The sequence below is a fragment of the Cohnella panacarvi Gsoil 349 genome (assembly GCF_000515335.1).
GTDB lineage: Bacteria > Bacillota > Bacilli > Paenibacillales > Paenibacillaceae > Cohnella > Cohnella panacarvi.
Genome location: NZ_KI911563.1, coordinates 795,823 through 815,151 on the forward strand (window position 1 = coordinate 795,823; position 19,329 = coordinate 815,151).

The following is a 19,329-nucleotide window of genomic DNA, read 5'->3' on the forward strand; positions in this document are numbered from 1 at the left end:
AATACGATCTCTACCCCTTGACATGATACGTTACGTATCATAAATTAGTGATAGTAATAGTAGAGACTTGAGAGTTCAAGGAGTTAGGGAACATGACAATGGGCGATCGTTTAAGAGCTTTGCGGCTTCAGAAGAAAATCTCGCAAGGCGAAGTCGCGCGTTATATCGGAATTACGCGATCGGCTTACAGCCACTACGAAATTAACAATCGACAGCCCGTTTACGATACTCTCATTAAACTGTCTGCGTATTTCGACGTTTCCTTGGATTATATTATAGGCGGATCTACGGGTAAAACAAAACCCGAAACGCCGGAGGTCCAGGAAACGAACGAAGTCCTCGATCTGCTCAAGCACATGAGCCATGAGCAGCGCATGCAATCGATCCATCTCTTAAGGGATTTAATACGCCAGCGTAACGAGGAAAGCGGCTAGCGCATCCGCCAGCCGCTTCGTTTAACCCGCGCTCTTGGCTTCGTCATGGCACAGCGGTAACGTGATCTCGAACGTGCTGCCTGTCGGCGTTCGGTTAAAGACGCGAATCGTTCCTCCGTGCAGCTCGACGATTTCTTTGACGATGGCCAGTCCCAACCCGCTGCCTCCCGACCGGGAATGCCGGTATTTGTCTTTCTTGTAGAACCGATCGAAGATATAGGGCAAATCTTCGGGATTGATCCCTTCCCCGTTATCCGACACGGACAGCTTCACGCAGCCGCTCTCGACGGACGCGGCGAACGCAATTTCAATGCTGCCTCCCCTGGGCGTATACCGGGTCGCGTTATAGACCAAGTTCTCGAATACGCGATTCATGCGTTGAACGTCGATCGACACCTGCATGAAGGCGATGGCAGGATCGTTCAACGAGCAATCGAACCGAATCCCTCTCTGTTCCAACTCCATCCCGTACTGCTCCTGCAGATTATCCCGCCAATCCGCCAGCGCAAGACTCTCTAGGATAAGCTCTACTTTCCTTGATTGCAGCACCGATATTTCGAACAAATCCTGAATGAGCGAATTCAAGCCTTCGACCTTCGTCAGCATAAGCCGAATCGTCGCATTCCGCTGTTCTTCGTCACTGATGACATGATCGCGAAGCGCTTCCAGATAACCCTGCAGCAAAGTAATCGGCGTTCGCAAATCGTGGGAAATGTTGCTGACGAGCTGTTTTCGCGCATGCTCCATCCGCTCCAGCTCCGACTTGGCGTTCTCCACCGTCGCGTAAGAGCGCTGCAGCTCCTCCGTCCGCTCGGTGATCTTGAGCTCGAGCGAGTTGTTCCAATCCTTCAACTCCTCGGACATCTGTTCCACGCGTTCGTAAGTTTGAGAGAATCTGAACGATATAATGAAGGAGTTCATGAGAATAAGGAACAACAAGCCGAATGGCACAAGGTCGATCGATTGCCTGAATCCGTTATAGAACATCATATCGTTAACGATCGTGATCAGCAGACCCGAGACGCCCACGAGCGCGAGCTTCGCCCCTTCGCGTCTGCGAATGCCCGCTAGCAATATCGAGGTGAAAGCGGAGAATCCAAGCGCGAGCACGTAAAATTGATAAGCGACGAGGAATGACGAGAATACGTACGTCGGCGTCGCGATCGTAAACAGCACGAGCGCGACGCCACCCCAACCGGCCGCCAAATAACCGATCCGGTTCACTTCCTGCGGGTACATGCGATAGAAATAACCGTATCCGGCCCACCCGCTGACCGCGAACGCGATATATTCGAATCGAATGGCAGTCGTCCAGTTAAATCCCGGAATCCATTGTACGAACATGCCTTCGCCGATCGATCCCATTCGCAACGCCACGAACAAGCAGAGCAATGCGAACAGCAGGTTCGCGATTTCTTGTCTTCTGAGCGCAAACAGCCCGAGATGGTAAATGCCGATCATGATCAAACAACCGAAGACGATCATTTCCTGTGCTTCGTAATTAAAGCTTAACTTCTGGATCTGATCGTTCTCGCCGAAAATGAACGACGAACGGATGCCGCCGCGGCGGTGGTCGAAGTTCGATACATGCAATTCAAGCTCGGTCAACGTACCGGCGGCGTTATAGATAACGGTCGCAGGTACTTGATACGGAACTGTGCTTTCGGCATCGTGACCGGCAATGCCCCGGCTAGCCGAAAGCTGCCCGTTCACGTAGAGCTCGTAGGCCGTCATAATATTGGGTACTCGGATCGCCAATTGACGTTCCGTCGGATCGTGATGAATGTGCAGCCTATAGACGGCGTGTCCCCGGTTGGGCAAATCATTGCCGTCGCCGGGCATCGTCGAACCCCAAATGCCCGGAACTTGCATCGTCGTGGCCAGCCTGTCCGACGATTCCGTTCGGACGCCTGAACCGAGCCATTCGAACTCCCATTCTCCGTTCAACGGCACGGGGCCATCCTTAACCCAATTCCAATCCGTCAAGTCAAGAACGCCTTGCTTGGCTTCCGGAGGCTTAGGAGACGGGTCCGCTGCCATGCAGCCGGTCAGTGCCCATACGAGCGCTAGAAACACGGTTAACCCGCACAGCCGTTTGCCTAGCTTCATTAGTCCTGTATTCCCCTTGCGTGACACCTCTTCCGCACGCTCCCCCGGTCGCCGACCCGCGTCGATCTTTCCATTCGAACGTCATTGTAACGGTGGATTGCTTACACGTCAACGCTTTCGTTATAATATAGCGTGATAGTCCGACCGATCGATATGGGGGATAAGCCTATGAAGGAATCTGCTGCTAAAGTGCTAGTCGTGGATGACGAAGTCGAAATCACTCAATTAATCACCTTATACTTGCAGAGAGAAGGTTTCGACGTTTACGTCGCGCATGACGGAGAAGACGCGTTGCGGATTGCCGCCACCCTGCTTCCGGACCTCGTTATTCTGGACGTGAACTTAGGGCGGATGGACGGCATCGACGTGTGCCGCAGACTTCGATCCGGTTCTTCCTCCGACGTCCCTATCCTCTTCTTAAGCTGTAAAAGCGAGGATAACGATATTATCCGCGGCTTATCCGAAGGCGGAGACGATTACGTAACGAAACCGTTCAGCCCGAGCCAGCTCGTCGCCAGGGTGCAGGCGCATCTGCGCAGAAGCCGCACCCGCGAGCGAAGCGCGGAAGAACCGGCGACGACGATCCAATATAACGGAATGGAGATCGATTTCCGCAGCCTGGAAGTCCGCTTGCACGGCGACCGATTGAATTTATCCGTTAAAGAGTTCGAGCTGCTGTCCGTACTGGCGCGGGAACCTAACCGGGTGTTTCCGCTGGAAGACCTCTACCGGAGAGTCTGGCAGACCGACAGCATGGGCGACACGCGAACTTTAATGGTACATATTAGCAACCTGCGCAAAAAGCTTGAACAGGACCCTTCCCGCCCGCGTTGGATTCGTACCGTGCGCGGATTCGGCTACCGCTTTACGCCGGACTCCTCGGACGAAGACGAGGCCTGCGAAACCGAACATGCAGCGAACGAATAAGCTGCGACCATTAATCATCCGATTAGACGATGAATGTAAAGGAAGTTAAACACGCGATGCGAATGGCACAAGACTGGCAAGACTACGAACTACTGGATACCGGCAACGGCGAAAAGCTGGAGCGTTGGGGCAACGTCATCCTGCGCCGTCCCGACCCTCAGATTATATGGCCCCTCGTATCCGAGAACGATGAATGGCGCAAAGCCGACGGCCATTACCACCGGAGCAACAGCGGCGGCGGGCAATGGACGTTCCGCAAGACGCTGCCGGAACGTTGGAGCATCTCATACGGTCCATTAAGATTCCATATTAAGCCGACCAACTTCAAGCATACCGGCTTATTCCCCGAGCAAGCGGTGAACTGGAGCTGGATCATGGATACGATCCGCTCCGCCGATCGTCCGATCCGCGTGCTTAATCTGTTCGCCTATACGGGCGGGGCGACCGTCGCCGCGGCTGCAGCCGGCGCGGATGTCTGCCATGTCGATGCCGCTAAAGGCATGGTGCAATGGGCGAAGGAAAACGCGCAGTTGTCCGGGTTGCAGGACGCACCGATCCGCTACATTACGGACGACGTGTTCAAGTTCGTGCAACGAGAGCAAAGACGGGAGCGCCAATATGACGCGATCATCATGGACCCGCCGTCTTACGGACGCGGACCGAACGGCGAGATGTGGAAGCTGGAAGAGAATCTGTTCCCGTTCCTGGAGTCGTGCATGTCCATTCTGTCCGACCGGCCGTTGTTCGTCCTGATCAACTCTTATACGACGGGAATCTCCCCTACCGTGCTTCGCAACCTGCTGCATCTGTCTATCGGCCGCAAATTCGGCGGCACGATCGATTGCGGAGAAATCGGATTGCCGATCACCCGCAGCTCATTAACGCTTCCTTGCGGGATCTATGGGCGCTGGGAGAGCGATAAGTAAACCGCGACGCAAGTCATGTCAGTGTTTGGAGCGTGAATCGTGAATCTATACCGCAAGGCTGCATGGATAGGCATTGTCGCCATGGCTCTCTTGACCGGCGCTTGCTCGAACGCGGCGCACAATCCTGCCGGAGACGGCAATCCGCTCGTCAAACCGTCCGAACCTCCGCTGATCGATACGTCAGACGCTCCGCCCGCTGCCGTCGATCAACCGCCGCAATCGACCGTACGGGAAGCTACGCTAATCGCCGTCGGCGATATTATGGTGCATATGCCACAGCTTCCGGCCTACTATGATGCCGCGAGCAAACGATATTCTTTTAACCCTTGGTTCGATCAGGTGAAGCCGATCTTCCAAACGGGCGATTGGGTATTCGGCAACCTCGAAACTCCGTTAGCAGGCCAAGCGTTGAAGTATACGGGATATCCTCGCTTCAACGCCCCGGCCGAGCTTGCGACCGCGCTCGTGGACGCCGGGTTTGACGTCGTATCCACGGCCAATAACCATTCGATGGACCGAGGTTTCCCGGGCGTTGTACGAACGCTCGAGAACGTCAGGAAATCCGGACTCGTCCCCGTCGGAACGGCTGTCGACGAGGAAGATGCCGGGCGTCTTACGATCGTGGAGCGGGAGGGCATTAAGCTAGGATTCCTCGCCTACACGTACGGGACGAACGGGATTCCGATTCCCGAGGACAAGCCATTCAGCGTCAACTTGATCGATTCGAAGAAGATCGTCGCGGAGATCGCATCGCTGAGAAGCGCGGGAGCGGACGTCGTGGCCGTATCCCTCCACTTTGGACTCGAATATCACCGTATGCCGAGCAAGCAGCAAATCCAGCTCGCCCATAAGCTTATCGCCTCCGGGGCGGACATCGTCCTCGGATCGCATCCACACGTCGTGCAGCCTCTCGAACGGGTATCGATTCCGGCATCCGAGAGCGTAAGCGGCATCGCCCGCAATGGAGTCGTCATCTATTCTCTCGGCAATTTTATCTCGAATCAGACGGGAGATTGGAAAGACGTCGGACTTATTCTTAAGGTGAATATCGCCAAAACCGAGCTGGCGGACGGAACCTCGGTCATCGAGCTTAAGCAAGTGGAGACGATTCCGACTTGGGTGCATATCGAATCGATCCGCAAGCAACGCTATTATACGATTATTCCATTGGAACAGGCGCTGCACAGCCGTAACAACCCGAAACTGGAGCCGCAGGATTACGCTGACATGCGGCGAATGCTGGACGGCACGAACAAACTTCTGAAGCAAAAGGTCGGGTCCGGCGACTAAATCGGCTCGACAAAGGCATATATCCCCGTATTCGCGGAATCGATCCGGAAAATACGGGGATATATGCCTCTTTTTATGATGAATAGGTAACCTGCGTTACATCGCATTCGATTCTACGTTCTCTTCGTTGCCTTCCCCGGGCGATTCGCCGGCGGATTGCTGCTTCGCGGCCGCCGCTGCGGCGGGCGCGTCGCGCGTTCCGGCGACTTTGCCGAACAAATAGACGAGCAGCTGCCGGTTATGGCTGGACACGCGATCCAGCGAACGGCCGACGATCGCATTGCGAACGTTGACGCCGCGCTCGACTTCCGAGCGCCCTAGGACCGTCATCGTCACCCAGACGATACGGCGATCCCCCTCGTCCCGATTCCGTTCGACCAGTCCGTTGCGCTCCATCCGGTCTAGCAGCGTCGTGATCGCGGCCGGAGTCGTCTCCAGATGCGGGAGCAAATCCGACGGCTTCATCGGTTCGTGCGCTTGCAGCAGCTCCAGCACCTCCAGTTGGCCGACCGTCAGCCCGGGAGCCAATTCCTCTTCCATTCGGGTGTTCCAATCTTTCGTGAGCTTAGCCCAGCTTTTCACAAAATCCGCCGCATTTTCCATGAGTGCGCTCCTTTCATCCCGAACAATGCCTTCTCTTTTATTATACGCAGAGGCCATGTCGAAAGATAGATTAATGCAATTAAATGTTTCCGACATGGTCCACCATATCCGCGAACGTCCCGACAATCCATGACATATGCTAATAGGAAAACGTGGAGAATCGAGTAGGATAAGCAAGGAGGCTTGGATATGGCTTCTATGGATGAGAGAATACGAATGATCGGCAGAATGGCGAAGGACGCCGGGTTAATAGAAGACCCACAGTGGCTGGATCGGCTGTGCGAGCCGGTGCCGCTGTGGGTCGTATTGGATATGATGTTGAAATGGATCGATCGAAGCGAGCCGGCTAACGGACCTTACGATTAATCGTTGGATTTGATGAGCGTTGGCAGCGGCTTCTTGAACGTGACGATTACCGCGTCGCCTCGTTCTACGGCCGTCATCTGCTTGCCTTGCCCTCTGCGATCGTCGATCGGCGCCGCTTCCGAAGTGAATTCCGACAGCGCCCCGCTTGCGCTCAATATTAACAAAGTGACCGCTTCTTTGACGAGGAAGCCGTCGATCAGCTTCGTGCCGTTCGGCTTTACGCGTTTGCCTTCCTTGAATTCGAACGTCTGAATGCCTTTGCCGCCGCGCCCTTGAATCGGATAGTCAAGCAGCAGCGAACGTTTGGCGTAGCCGTGGTCCGTAACGACAAGCACTTCTCCTTCGTCGCCCGCGACTTGGAACGCGCCCGTAACCGCGTCGTTCTCTTTCAAGACAATGCCTCTTACCCCGCCCGCGACTTTGCCTTGCAGGCTAACCTCCGATTCGCTGAACCGAATGCTCATGCCTTGCTCGGTCACGAGCATCAGATCTGCCGGAGCGTCGGAACGGAACACCGTAATGATCTCGTCGCCGTCCGCGACTTTGCAGGCGGCGATCGCCATATTGCGGCTCGTGGCGTACTCGGCCAGCGCCGTGCGTTTCACTTGGCCTCTTCTCGTCGCGAACACGAGGACAGGCCCGCCCTCATCCCCGGAATCGCCATCGGATGTTTGCGTTGACGCCAGCTCCGCCGGCTTGGCCGCAATGACGCCGACGATCCGATCGTCCTTCGTCAGTCCCGGCAGCAGGTTGACGATCGCCGTTCCGGTGTCCTTCCACTTGAATTCCGGGATCTGATGGACCGGCAGCAGGTAGTATTGCCCTCTCTGCGTGAAGATCAGAAGCGGATCGAGCGTGCTTACGCCGAGGCTCCAGCGAATGACGTCGCCTTCCTTCACACCCGCGCTTTCGAGTTCCCCGCCCGAACGCGTGAACGACAACAAGCTTGTACGCTTTACGTATCCTTCCCGGCTGAGCGTCACGATGACGTCTTCCGCAGGGACGGTCACCTCTAGATTGACCTTGATTTCCTCGACTTCTCCCTGGATAACCGATCGGCGGTCGATGCCGAACTTGTCGCGGATTTCCGTGAGCTCGTCCTTGATGACGCCGAGCAGCTTGCGCGGGTTGTCCAGAATCGAGCGGTACAGCGCGATTTTCTTGAGCATTTCCCCATGTTCTTTCTCCAACTGCGTAATCTCGAGATTCGTTAGCCGGTAAAGCTGGAGCGTCAAGATCGCATCCGCTTGGCGCTCGGAGAAGCCGTATTCGGCGATCAGGTTGTTCTGCGCGTCCTGGCGGTTCTTCGATCGCTTGATCGTCTCGATGACTTGGTCGAGAATGTTCAGCGCTTTGACGAGACCTTCCAAGACGTGAGCACGATCCTCCGCTTTCTCCAGATCGTATTGGGTACGGTGAGTCACGACTTCTTTCTGGTGCCCGATGTACGCGTCCAGCATCGCCTTGATGCCGAGCTGCTGCGGCGCTTTGTTGACGATGGCGACCATGTTGAAGCTGTAAGCCGTCTGCAGATCCGTCTTCTTGAGCAGGAACGCTAGAATGCCTTCCGCATCCGCGTCCTTCTTCAGCTCCACGACGATGCGAAGGCCGTTGCGACCGCTCTCGTCGCGCACCTCAGCGATGCCTTCGACCTTCTTCTCGAGCCGAAGGTTATCGATGGCGTTCACGAGCTTGGATTTGACGACTTGGTACGGAATTTCCGTAACGACAATCTGCTGCTTGCCGCCGCGCAAATCCTCGATCGCCGTCTTCGAACGCAAATAAATCCGGCCCTTGCCGGTTTCGTAAGCTTCCCGAATGCCGTCTTCGCCCATGATGATGCCGCCGGTCGGAAAGTCGGGACCGCGAACGATCGTCATAAGCTCGGGAACGGTAATGTCCGGCTTGTTCATGATCGCGATACAGGCGTCGATCACTTCGCGCAGGTTGTGCGTCGGAATTTCCGTCGCGAAACCGGACGAGATGCCGCTTACGCCGTTGACGAGCAGGTTCGGATAACGGGCCGGCAGCACGACCGGCTCCTTCGTCGTATTGTCGAAGTTGTCCTTGAACTGCACGGTCCGCTTCTCAATGTCGCGCAGCAGCTCCATGGCGATCCATGAAAGCCGGGCCTCCGTATAGCGCATCGCCGCGGCGGGATCGTCGTCCATCGAACCCCAGTTGCCGTGGCCGTCCACGAGCGGATGGGCCATCTTCCATGGCTGCGCCATCCGGACCATGCCTTCGTAGATCGAAGAGTCGCCGTGCGGATGGTAATTGCCCATAACGTCGCCGACCGTCTTCGCGGACTTGCGATACGGCTTGTCGGGCGTATTGCTCGAATCGTACATCGCGTACAGAATACGCCGTTGAACGGGCTTGAGACCGTCGCGTACGTCGGGTATCGCGCGGTCTTGAATAATATATTTGGAATAGCGTCCGAAGCGGTCGCCGACGACCTCTTCCAGGAACGCGGGCAAAAAGTTTTCCAGCAAACTCAATGAATTTCCCCCTCAACATTTACGGAATATTCGAAACCATCTCATACCCTGTGCGCTGGTGGCGCTGCGGAGTTGCACGGGGTCACAGATTACTCCTCATATTCCGTAAAATCGACGTTCTCGATGATCCATCGTTTTCTTGGGTCGACTTTATCGCCCATGAGCGTCGTTACGCGGCGTTCCGCTTTGGCGGCGTCCTCGATCTGGACTTGGAGGAACGTGCGCGACTCCGGATTCATCGTCGTCTCCCACAACTGGTCGGGATTCATCTCGCCAAGTCCTTTATAACGCTGCAGCTCCGCGTTTTTGCCGAATTCCTTTAAATAGTTGGCGAGCTGGTCTTCCGTCCATGCATAGCGCACCGTCTCCAGCTTGCCGGATTTGCGGGTTATCTTATACAGCGGAGGCTGGGCGATGAACACTTTGCCCGCGTCGATGAGCGGTTTCATGTAACGATAGAAGAACGTCAGCAGCAGCACCTGAATGTGCGCTCCGTCCGTGTCGGCGTCGGTCATGATGACGATCTTGGAATAATTGCATTCCTCGACGTCGAATTCCGAGCCGATCCCGGCGCCGATGGCGGCGATGATCGCTTTGTATTCCTCGTTCTTCAAGATATCGAGCAGCTTCGCCTTCTCCGGATTCATCGGCTTGCCCTTCAGAGGCAAGATCGCCTGGAACTTGGAGTCGCGCCCCTGCTTGGCCGAGCCGCCGGCCGAATCGCCTTCGACGATGAACAGCTCGTTGCGGGTGTAGTCCTTGGACTGCGCCGGCGACAGCTTGCCGCCGAGGCTTGGGCTCTCGCTCTTCTTCTTCCCGCTGCGTACTTCCTCGCGGGCTTTGCGGGCGGCTTCGCGGGCTTTGGACGCTTGCACGGCTTTCTTGATCAGCGATCCTCCGACTTGCGGGTTTTCCTCCAGGAATACCGCCATCTTCTCCGCCACGATCGCGTCGACGGCGCTGCGCGCGGACGCGCTGCCGAGCTGGTCCTTCGTCTGACCGACGAATTCGACTTCCGCCATCTTAATATTGATGACGGCCATCAGCCCTTCGCGCAAATCGTTGCCCTCGAGGTTTTTGTCCTTCTCCTTGAGCTGGCCGGTCTTGCGGGCATATTCGTTCAGGACGCGCGTGTAAGCCGTCTTAAAGCCCGTCTCATGCGTGCCGCCGCCGCGCGTGGGAATCGAGTTGACGAACGATGCCAGCGTCTCCGTATAGCCGTCGTTGTACTGGAGCGCGATCTCGACTTCGATGTCGTCCTTCTCGGCCGCGAAGTGGATAACGTCGTGCAGAACCGTCTTCTCTTCGTTCAGAAACTGAACGAATTGCTTCGCGCCGCCGTCGTAATGGAAAATATCCTCTTTGCCCGCGCGCTCGTCCTTCAAGATAACCTTCAGGCCCGAGTTCAGGAACGCGATCTCCTGCAGCCGTTCGGAGAGCGTATCGTAGTTCATGCTGATGTTGCCGTGGAACACTTTCGCATCCGGCTTGAACGTGACTTTCGTTCCGGTCCGGTTCGTGTTGCCGATGATTTGCAAGCCGCCGACGGTTTCGCCGACATGCTCCTTGCCGCTCGCGTCGACCCACGTCTCGAAGCGCATCTTATGAATTTTGCCTTCGCGGTAAATTTCGACCTCCAGCCACTCGGACAGCGCGTTCGTAACCGAAGCGCCTACGCCGTGCAGTCCTCCCGATTTCTTATAGCCGCCGCCGCCGAATTTGCCGCCCGCGTGGAGCATCGTGAAGACGACCTGCGGCGTCGGAATACCGGCCTTGTGCATTCCCGTCGGGATTCCCCTGCCGTTATCCTGTACCGTGACGGAGTTATCTTTATGTACGGTAACGTCGATCTTGGAGCAAAACTTGCCGAGGTGCTCGTCCACCGCGTTGTCGACGATTTCCCATAGCAAGTGGTGCAAACCGGACGACGTCGTGCTGCCGATGTACATCCCCGGTCTTTTGCGGACGGCCGTCAAGCCTTCGAGTACTTGAATGTCATCCGCGCCGTATCCGCTGTCAACCGCGGCGGCCGAAGCCGTGAACAAGTCCATTTGTTCGCTCAAGGATGGTCCCCCTTGTTAGTCTAGAGCGTCTGTCCCGCAGACGCGTTTACCGTATCATTCTAATTCATAACCGCGCCAATGTTCAATAAGCCGAATAACCTTATTCCCATTCCGCGTTAGGCGAACGCAGGCAAAGCGAACCCCTTTTCTATCCCCTGCCGAACGTCGCCTATATCTTCACAAACATAACATATCGACAGAAAAAACGTAAAATATCGACAGTGTAAACGTTTTCTTGACGCTTTTCTCCGGCTTATTATACCATTGAACAGGATGCCGTTGATCGGCGCCAGGAGATTGGGGGAGTCATAATCCGATGTTAAGAAAAATGCTATTCATTCTCGTTGCGAGTTTTATGTTCATGGGTGTCGTAAGCGCGGCGAGCCAGTGGGGAAGCTACAAAGGGTTCGCTATCGTCAAAGCCTTCGTATCCGGCAAAGAGTTCAAGACGAAGAGCACGCCTCCGATCGTCGTGAATGGACAACCAATGGTGCCGCTAAGCCTGCTGAAGACCGCTGGCGTCCCATATACGTACGATGCCAAGAAATTGACCGTCAACGTCAATAAAGCCGCCGTACCTGCCGATCCTTTGAAAGGCGTGCTGAGAACGCTCGGAGACGTATCCTTCTCGATGGTCGGCGGGGAAACGACCGCCTACGTCTATTTCGTCAGAATCGACGACGAGGACAGGGATTGGGAAATGATCGACGGCAAATTCATGCAGCTTGCCAAGCTGAACGCGGACCGTATCGAAGTGAGATATATCGATGAAGACGGGAGCGAGCTCGGTACGATCTCGATCGACAGAAGCACCTACAACGACTTCCTGAACGGCAAACTCGCCGACATATCCGAATTGTGGACCGTCACGGGAAATTTATTCAAGCCCGTACTGACGTCCAAAGAAATCGGCAAGCTCCAGAACGCGGTCGGCGTCGTATTGACCTATGACGAAGACGGCGAACTGCTCGCGCAGGGCTCCGGCTTCGTCATCGACGACGATGTGTTCGTTACCAACTATCATGTCGTAGAAGGCGCGTCGCAAATCATCGTCAGGCTTAACGGCACCGACTACGATATTACGGACTGGTATTACTTCGAGGACGAAGAAGCGGATTTATACGGCGTAAGACTGTCGACGAAGTATTCCGTAAACGGAGACCCGATCGGATCGTCTCCCGAGTATTCGCTCGACTACAATACCGCGATTCCCGCGATAGGCGAGAAAGTCTATGCGATCGGCAGCCCGCAAGGCTTCGAGAACACGCTGTCCGAAGGTATCGTCTCCTCGATCCGGGCCTACGACGGGATGACCTACATCCAACATACCGCGGACATCGATCACGGCTCCAGCGGCGGCGTTCTGTTGAACGAGAAAGGCGACGTCATCGGCGTCACTTCGATGGGGGTCGACGGCACGTTGCTCGAATTCGCGATTCCGATCAAATACGTCGTCCAAGAGTTGAACCGTCTATCCTCCCGTTAACGATCAATCCCCTTAAGCCGGCGATCGCGAGCCGTTCGCGACCTCCGCTTAAGGGGATTGTCTCTTAGTTCAGGATATCTTGTCTCGTAAAGACGAAGAACGACACGAACAACGCTCCGATGCCCCAAATTCCTAGAACAGCCAGCGAGAATCCAAGCGTCATCCCTTCGATCGGCGGAGGCGTTCCGCGCAAATAAGAGCTTAGCTCGAGGTTTACGTTGAAAATGTATTTAGCGTTCGTCCAGGAGGAAGCCATCGCGGACAAAATCGTCCCCGCGATAATCGTCGCCATCATCGTCACGAAGCTGGCGGCCGTGCTGCGGACGAGCACCGACACCATAAGCCCGATAATCGCCACGACCATCGCGGCGAACCATACAAGGCCGGCTTGCATGAGCAGGTACACGCCTTGCGTGACGGCATGCACGTTCGCCGTATCCACTTCCGCCCCGTTCACTTGGAAACCTACGAATACCGGCGCATCCCAACCGGAATAGCCGAAGATCACTCCGGATATCAGGTAACACAGCGCGATCGTAGTCACGATGATTAGCGAAACGTACAGCGACAGAGTCAACAGCTTCGACAGTAAGATGCGCCATCGTCGCACCGGTCTCGTCAGCAGCATCTTGATCGTGCCGGTCGAACGTTCCGAAGACACAAGATCGGAAGCGATCGCAAGCACCATCAGCGGAATGAATAGATTGACGGCGTTGTCGATGAACTGCTTCGTGAACGTCACCGCGTTCGGCGTCTGCGGATTTACGTCATGATCGAGATAATACTGCAGTTGCTGGACGAGCGCCCTCCGCCATTGCTTCCATTCCTCCGGTATCCGATCGCTGCTCAGCGCCCTCGTATTGTCGGATATGCGGTCCTGCAGGTTCGCGCGCCAATCCCCTTTGAATTGCTCCTCGTTCGTCTGGGCGATCTTCATCTGCGCGTACACGAACACCGGAATAAGAATGAGCAGGATCAGGACGATGACGGCAAAACGTTTTTTCTTCCACACTTTCAAAGTCTCGTTCTGCACGAGCGCGAGCAGGTTACCCAATCGTCTCACCCTCCGTCACCTTCAGGAATAGTTCCTCGAGCGATGGCGCGACGCGCTGAACGGATCTCACGCCGATCCCGGCGCCGACGAGCTTGTTAACCCATGCGGACACGCTCGCCTCGTCCATGACCGTCACGATCGCGTCTTGCCAGCCGCTCTGGATCGTTTCATCGATGCGGTGCTCTTCTTCGGCCACGATCCGAACGGCCGGCTGAGCTTCGAACAATCGCCGCGTTTCCTCCGGATTGTCGACCTGCCACACCGTATACGAACCGGCTTGCGATACGAGCGCGTCTACTTCTCCGACGGCGATGACCTCCCCGTGGGCGATAATCGCGACGCGGTCGCACATGAGCTGGATTTCGCTGAGCAGATGGCTGGAGATGAACAAGCTCATGCCGGTACCGGCGAGCATGCGGATGAATTCCCGCAGTTCCTTGATCCCTTTCGGATCGAGACCGTTCGTCGGCTCGTCGAGAATGAGCAGCTTCGGTTTGCATAGCAGCGCCTGGGCGATGCCGAGCCGTTGCCGCATGCCGAGCGAATACGTCTTCACTTTATCGTGGATACGCTGGTCGAGACCGACGATTTCGACGACCTCCGCGATTCTTTCCCTCGTAATCCCCCGCTGCATGCGGGCAAAATGCTCGAGATTCTCCCATCCCGTCATGAAGCTGTACATTTCCGGGTTTTCGACGATGCAGCCGACGTGCGATAGCGCGCGCTCGGGATGAGCGCCGATATCGTCGCCGCAGACGAGTATTCGCCCCGCGGTCGGTTTTACGAGATCGACGAGCATGCGGATCGTCGTCGTTTTGCCTGATCCGTTCGGTCCGAGGAAACCGAATATTTCACCGGCGAACACGTCGAACGATACGTTGCGAATGATCGGTTTGCCGCCGATGTTCTTTTTTAAGCCCTGCACGGACAATACGATGTCACGTTCCGCCTGCGCGAGCGTTGCCATAAAGCTTCCCCCCTCCGTTAATTGAGCGCCTGCATGATCCTTTCCGCGATGCGGTCGTACCCTTCGGCGTTAGGGTGAAAATGGTCCTGCGACAAATATTTCGTCACGTTCGTCTCGAACAGGTCGTACGTCGGCACGACCGTCGCGTTGCCGTCGGCTTGCGCCAGCTCGTAGGCTTTGGCGTTCCACTCCGCGACGATTCCGCTGCCGCTTCTCATCTCGGCCAGGTCGTAGAACGGATTGTATAAGCCGACGTATACGATACGCGCGCCCGCGTTCAATTCCCGCAGCTTCGCGAAAACTTGCTCGAGTCTCGGCGTCACCTCCGGAAGCCGATCCTTCAGCAGCTCTGGAGAGAGGTCTCCGCCTTCGATAATCGATCCGCCGTCCTGCGCGAGCTGGAACAGATCGTTGCCGCCGATCGTGAACAAGATGAGGTCGGCTTTCGCTATCGCGTATTTAAACCCCGTTTCATTGAATTTCTCGATTAAGTGCTTCATTTGGGCGCCGTTAACGGCCAAGTTATTCACGAGCGTCACCGGCTTGTTAAGAACGTCTCCCAGCCTGTCCGTCACCCGCTTCACATAGCCTCGCCCCGTCGGATCTCCGACTCCGTACGTCAGCGAATCGCCGAGCGAAGCGACGAACAGCTCCGGCTTGTCCGCCCAAGCTCCGCCCGTCGCGGCCGCGCCATCCTCCGTCTCCGGAATCGCCAGCCCGTCCTCGGGGAACCACGTATCCTTGAGCGCCCAGCCGAAGCCGACGGCGAGCGCGATCAAACAAGCGAGCGTCGTCAGTCCAAGCACGCGCCATAGCCAAATGCTAGATTTCATCCGTCTCTCCCCCTCGAGTGCGTCTACTGCCGACTTTCCTTTCCTGCATATTCCTTAAGCAACACGATAACGGTTCTCGCGCGGTTTTTCAAATCGAACGCCGGAGAACGGCAAAGCCCGGCTGCGAGCATGGCGCAACCGGGCATTCTATGACAACTCTATTAAGCGGATAAATACCTGTATTGCGCTTCTACCAAGTCCCGGTAGTGTCCGGGCCGTCTCATCAATTCCTCGTGCGTGCCTTGATCGACGATAACGCCGTGATCGAGGACGACGATAAGATCCGCGTTACGGATCGTCGACAAGCGGTGAGCGACGATGAACGACGTTCTTCCTTGAAGCAGCGCCGCTAGCGCCTCTTGGATGCGAAGCTCCGTCTCGGTGTCGATGCTCGCCGTCGCTTCGTCGAGCACGAGGATGCGCGGATCGGCGAGCAGCGCCCGGGCGAACGAGAGCAGCTGCCGCTGGCCGACCGAGAGCGCGTTGCCCCGCTCCTGCACCTCCGTATCGTAACCGTCCGGCAGCATCGAGATAAAGTCGTGCGCACGGACGGAACGCGCCGCCGCTTCGACTTCCGCGTCGGTCGCGTCCGGGCGCCCGTAACGGATATTGTCCCGGATCGTCCCGGAGAAGATGAACGTATCTTGCATGACGATGCCGATCTGCGAGCGGAGGCTATCGATCGTGACGTCTCTTACGTCTACGCCGTCAAGCAGCACCCGGCCCTCTACCGTATCGTAGAACCGGCAGATCAAGTTTACGATCGTGCTTTTGCCGGAACCGGTGTGCCCGACGAGAGCGACCGACATGCCCGGCTTCACGTCGAGGTTAATGCCCTTTAGCGCGGGACGGTCCGCCTCATACCCGAACGACACGTTGTCCAGCGTAACCCGGCCTTCCACGGCATGCAGCTTCTTCGCGTTATCCCGCTCCGGAACGGCCGGCTTCTCGTCCATGAACTCGAAGATCCGTTCCGCCGACGACATCGAGATGAGCAACTGCGAATACATTTGGCCAAGGCGCGTGATCGGCTCCCAGAAGCTGCCGACGTACGTGATGAACGCGACTAGCGCGCCGACGGTCATGGCGTCGGTCTTGATCAGGTAGGTCCCGTACAGCAGAAGAATGAGCGTCCCGATGGCCGAGGTCACTTCGATCACCGGCCCGAACAGCTGATTGAACGCCGAAGCGCGGTTCCACGAACGGATGTTGCTCGAGTTCATGTCGTCGAAGAACGCGATGTTCTCCCGCTCCTGGGCGAACGCCTGCGTGACCCGTATGCCCTGGATGCTTTCGTTCAAATGCGCGTTGATGCGCGACTGCTTGATCCGCACCACCTGCCAGCAATGCCGGATCGTGCGCCGCAGCTTCGAGGAGACGAGGAACATGATCGGCACCGTAATCATAACGGCGATTCCCAGCTTCGGCTCCATGACGAGCAGAATGATCGTAATGCCGACGAGCTGGAGAATATCGATAATCGTATTAATGACGCCGTTCGTGAACACCTCTTGCAACGAGTTGACGTCGTTCGTGACGCGCACGAGAACGGAACCCGCCGGCCGCTTATCGAAGAAGCGGAAAGACAGCGACTGAATATGCTTGAACAAAGCCGTCCGAAGGTCGGAGATGACTTTCTGCCCGGTGATGTTCGTCTGCTTGATCGTGTAGTGCTGCGCCCACCAGCGCATGCCGTACATCGCCAGCATCGCGAGCACGATCGCGACAAGCATGCTCATGCTGCCCTCGCCGTCCACGGGGTGAATGGCACGGTCGATGGCCAAATACGTTAAATAGGGAATCGCTAGGCGGGAAAGCATCCCGAACACGGTCATGACGAACGCCACGCGCGCGACTTCTTTCCGGTAAGGCTTCACGAACACGAACATTCTGCCGACCTGTTTCCAGTTGAACGGCGTTTCGATCGTCTGGTCGTCCTGATAGACGAATCTGCGGCTCATCCCGTCACCCGCCTTTCGTCCGGCGCCGCGTCGAGCTCTTCCGGGCGGTCCGCATATTGAATGCGATACGTCTCCCGGTACAAGCCCGGCTGCTTGATCAGCTTATCGTGAACGCCCCGCTGCACGATGCGGCCGCGGTCGAGCACGACGATCTCGTCCGAGTGCCGCAGCGACGAAATCCGGTGCGCGATGACGAACACGGTGCGGCCGGCCATCACTTGGCGGATCGATTGCTGGATAAGATGCTCCGTCTCCATGTCGAGCGCGCTCGTCGCGTCGTCCAGAATGAGCACCTGCGGCTTGCGCAGCAGCGCGCGGGCGATCGCGATCCGCTGCTTCTGGCCGCCGGACAAGCCCATTCCGCGCTCTCCGACGATCGTCTCGTAGCCTAGCGGCAGCTCCCGGATGAAACCGTCCGCCTGCGCCAGCCTCGCTGCCTCTTCGATCTGCTCCATCGTTGCGTTAGGATTGCCGTAGCAAATATTCTCTTTGATCGTCGCGGAGAACAGGAACGACTCCTGGAACACGATCGCCATCTGTTCGCGCAAGCTCGTCAGCTCGATATGGCGAATATCGACTCCGTCTATCGTTACGGCGCCTTCGCCGACGTCGTAGGCCCGCAGCAGCAGCGCCACCGCGCTTGTTTTGCCCGAGCCCGTCCCGCCCAGCAGGCCGACGACGGAGCCGGGAGGAACATCGAAATTGAAGCCGATAAGCGCGGACGGCTGGTTCGGACGATTCGCGTACCGGAAGCTGACGTCGTCGAATCGGATATGCCCTTGGAACGTTCCTGCCTCGAGCACGAGGCTCATCTCGGCGTTCTTGACGGCGATCGGCTGGTTCATGAGCTCGAGCAGCCGTTCTCCTGAAGCTTTGGACTGCGTATAGTTGTTGATTTGGAATCCGAGGCCCCATAGCGGCGCGACGACCATGCCGAGCATCCCCGACATGGCGACGAGGGAGCCGAGCGTCAGGCTGCCGTTAATGACGCGCCAGCCGCCGATGAGCAGCAGCGCCGCTACGCTTAAGTTCGCGATAAACTCGATAATCGGAAAATATTTCGCCCATACGCCCGCGAGCTTCAGGTGCTTATCCCGATAATCCTCGTTGCCGCCCGCGAATTTTTCCAGCTCGAACGGCTCGCGCGCGAACGATTTGACCGTTCTGACGCCCGTAATATTCTCCTGCACGCTGACCGTGAGACGGCTCACCGCGGCGCGGATCGATCGGAACACCGGGTGAATGTTCTGCTCGAAGCGGATGGCTACGAAACCGATTACAGGAATGATCGCGATGATCGCCAACGTCAGCATCCAATCGATCGCGAACATCATCGCGAATCCGAACAGCACCAAGAACATCGTATTCAGCAACTGGGCCAGACCGAAGCCGATGAAGTTCCGAATGCCCTCGATATCGGCCGTCAGCCTGGACATCAGATCGCCCGTGCGCGCCGAATCGTAATAAGTAAAAGATAACTGCTGCAGCTTCTCGTAAGAGCTATTGCGCAGCCTGTAGGCGAGTCTATTGCCTACGCGGGAGCCGCTGAAACCGTGTACATATTGGAATCCGGCTTTGACGACGATGATGCCGACCGCCCCGAAGGCGAGTCCCGTGACGCCGTCGTACTTTCCGGGAACGATCATATCGTCGATTAACGTTCGAAGCAGAAGAGGATACACCAAGCCTAACGCCGTCGCAATGGCTAACCCGATGACTGACCCGAGCAAGAATTTTTTATCTTGCCAGAAGAACCCTTTTAACGCGCGAAAAACGTCCAATATGCTCCCCCTCTCGTTGTTTACACCG

Annotated in this window: 15 protein-coding genes; 6 read left to right on the top strand and 9 right to left on the bottom strand. The window is 56.6% G+C overall.

Annotated features, from left to right (window positions below; genetic code table 11):
- Nucleotides 1-92: 92 nt before the first annotated feature.
- On the top strand, nucleotides 93-434 hold the full coding sequence (locus COHPA_RS0103730) for a helix-turn-helix domain-containing protein (RefSeq protein ID WP_027084858.1): 342 nt from the start codon (nucleotides 93-95) through the stop codon (nucleotides 432-434).
- 21 nt (nucleotides 435-455) lie between these two features.
- Here the strand turns inward: COHPA_RS0103730 and COHPA_RS0103735 are convergent, their stop codons facing one another.
- The gene (locus COHPA_RS0103735; protein ID WP_027084859.1) at nucleotides 456-2,543 is read right to left on the bottom strand and encodes a sensor histidine kinase; all 2,088 of its coding nucleotides are present in this window, start codon (nucleotides 2,541-2,543) and stop codon (nucleotides 456-458) included.
- A gap of 168 nt (nucleotides 2,544-2,711) precedes the next feature.
- Between COHPA_RS0103735 and COHPA_RS0103740 the strand changes: the two genes are divergently transcribed.
- From COHPA_RS0103740 to COHPA_RS0103750, 3 genes are read left to right on the top strand one after another with little or no spacing between them, the layout of a single operon-like run.
- Entirely contained in the window at nucleotides 2,712-3,470 is a 759-nt protein-coding gene (locus COHPA_RS0103740) for a response regulator transcription factor (RefSeq protein WP_027084860.1), read from the top strand.
- 56 nt (nucleotides 3,471-3,526) lie between these two features.
- On the top strand, nucleotides 3,527-4,396 hold the full coding sequence (locus COHPA_RS0103745; protein WP_027084861.1) for a class I SAM-dependent methyltransferase: 870 nt from the start codon (nucleotides 3,527-3,529) through the stop codon (nucleotides 4,394-4,396).
- Between the two features lie 39 nt (nucleotides 4,397-4,435).
- On the top strand, nucleotides 4,436-5,686 hold the full coding sequence (locus COHPA_RS0103750) for a CapA family protein (protein WP_027084862.1): 1,251 nt from the start codon (nucleotides 4,436-4,438) through the stop codon (nucleotides 5,684-5,686).
- A gap of 96 nt (nucleotides 5,687-5,782) precedes the next feature.
- Here the strand turns inward: COHPA_RS0103750 and COHPA_RS22930 are convergent, their stop codons facing one another.
- Nucleotides 5,783-6,289 carry a MarR family transcriptional regulator gene (locus COHPA_RS22930; RefSeq protein ID WP_027084863.1) on the bottom strand — a complete coding sequence of 169 codons (507 nt, stop codon included), beginning with the start codon at nucleotides 6,287-6,289 and terminating at the stop codon, nucleotides 5,783-5,785.
- A 189-nt stretch (nucleotides 6,290-6,478) separates the two neighbouring features.
- Here COHPA_RS22930 and COHPA_RS25770 point away from each other — a divergent pair, with 189 nt between their 5' ends.
- Nucleotides 6,479-6,655, top strand: a complete 177-nt coding sequence (locus COHPA_RS25770) for a hypothetical protein (RefSeq protein ID WP_169733244.1) — start codon at nucleotides 6,479-6,481, stop codon at nucleotides 6,653-6,655.
- Here COHPA_RS25770 and gyrA read toward each other — a convergent pair.
- Nucleotides 6,652-9,156, bottom strand: coding sequence for a DNA gyrase subunit A (gene gyrA, locus COHPA_RS0103765; protein WP_027084864.1), 2,505 nt, complete (start codon nucleotides 9,154-9,156; stop codon nucleotides 6,652-6,654). The two genes, COHPA_RS25770 and gyrA, sit on opposite strands and share 4 nt — an antisense overlap.
- An 89-nt stretch (nucleotides 9,157-9,245) precedes the next feature.
- Entirely contained in the window at nucleotides 9,246-11,219 is a 1,974-nt protein-coding gene (gene parE, locus COHPA_RS0103770; RefSeq protein WP_027084865.1) for a DNA topoisomerase IV subunit B, read from the bottom strand.
- A gap of 316 nt (nucleotides 11,220-11,535) precedes the next feature.
- Between parE and COHPA_RS0103775 the strand changes: the two genes are divergently transcribed.
- Entirely contained in the window at nucleotides 11,536-12,705 is a 1,170-nt protein-coding gene (locus COHPA_RS0103775) for a S1C family serine protease (RefSeq protein WP_027084866.1), read from the top strand.
- A gap of 64 nt (nucleotides 12,706-12,769) precedes the next feature.
- On the opposite strand, the gene COHPA_RS0103780 is transcribed toward COHPA_RS0103775, so the two are convergent.
- From COHPA_RS0103780 to COHPA_RS0103800, 5 genes are all read right to left on the bottom strand, one after another.
- On the bottom strand, nucleotides 12,770-13,759 hold the full coding sequence (locus tag COHPA_RS0103780) for an ABC transporter permease (protein ID WP_027084867.1): 990 nt from the start codon (nucleotides 13,757-13,759) through the stop codon (nucleotides 12,770-12,772).
- Nucleotides 13,752-14,726 (bottom strand): ABC transporter ATP-binding protein, encoded by a 975-nt coding sequence (locus COHPA_RS0103785; protein ID WP_027084868.1) that lies wholly within the window; start codon nucleotides 14,724-14,726, stop codon nucleotides 13,752-13,754. The genes COHPA_RS0103780 and COHPA_RS0103785 overlap by 8 nt, the downstream gene beginning before the upstream one ends.
- Nucleotides 14,727-14,743: 17 nt before the next feature.
- Entirely contained in the window at nucleotides 14,744-15,559 is an 816-nt protein-coding gene (locus COHPA_RS0103790) for a GDSL-type esterase/lipase family protein (protein ID WP_027084869.1), read from the bottom strand.
- A gap of 161 nt (nucleotides 15,560-15,720) precedes the next feature.
- Nucleotides 15,721-17,520, bottom strand: a complete 1,800-nt coding sequence (locus tag COHPA_RS0103795) for an ABC transporter ATP-binding protein (protein ID WP_027084870.1) — start codon at nucleotides 17,518-17,520, stop codon at nucleotides 15,721-15,723.
- Entirely contained in the window at nucleotides 17,517-19,301 is a 1,785-nt protein-coding gene (locus COHPA_RS0103800) for an ABC transporter ATP-binding protein (protein ID WP_027084871.1), read from the bottom strand. Before COHPA_RS0103800 ends, COHPA_RS0103795 begins: the two co-directional genes overlap by 4 nt.
- Nucleotides 19,302-19,329 lie beyond the last annotated feature (28 nt).

Excerpts from the sequence above, each read along its gene's own strand:
- COHPA_RS22930 (WP_027084863.1), bottom strand. The coding sequence starts at position 6,289 with ATGGAAAATGCGGCGGATTTTGTGAAAAGCTGGGCTAAGCTCACGAAA.
- COHPA_RS0103735 (WP_027084859.1), bottom strand. The coding sequence starts at position 2,543 with ATGAAGCTAGGCAAACGGCTGTGCGGGTTAACCGTGTTTCTAGCGCTC.
- COHPA_RS0103795 (WP_027084870.1), bottom strand. The coding sequence starts at position 17,520 with ATGAGCCGCAGATTCGTCTATCAGGACGACCAGACGATCGAAACGCCG.
- COHPA_RS0103745 (WP_027084861.1), top strand. The coding sequence starts at position 3,527 with ATGCGAATGGCACAAGACTGGCAAGACTACGAACTACTGGATACCGGC.
- COHPA_RS0103730 (WP_027084858.1), top strand. The coding sequence starts at position 93 with ATGACAATGGGCGATCGTTTAAGAGCTTTGCGGCTTCAGAAGAAAATC.
- COHPA_RS0103775 (WP_027084866.1), top strand. The coding sequence starts at position 11,536 with ATGTTAAGAAAAATGCTATTCATTCTCGTTGCGAGTTTTATGTTCATG.
- COHPA_RS0103785 (WP_027084868.1), bottom strand. The coding sequence starts at position 14,726 with ATGGCAACGCTCGCGCAGGCGGAACGTGACATCGTATTGTCCGTGCAG.
- COHPA_RS0103740 (WP_027084860.1), top strand. The coding sequence starts at position 2,712 with ATGAAGGAATCTGCTGCTAAAGTGCTAGTCGTGGATGACGAAGTCGAA.
- COHPA_RS0103790 (WP_027084869.1), bottom strand. The coding sequence starts at position 15,559 with ATGAAATCTAGCATTTGGCTATGGCGCGTGCTTGGACTGACGACGCTC.
- COHPA_RS25770 (WP_169733244.1), top strand. The coding sequence starts at position 6,479 with ATGGCTTCTATGGATGAGAGAATACGAATGATCGGCAGAATGGCGAAG.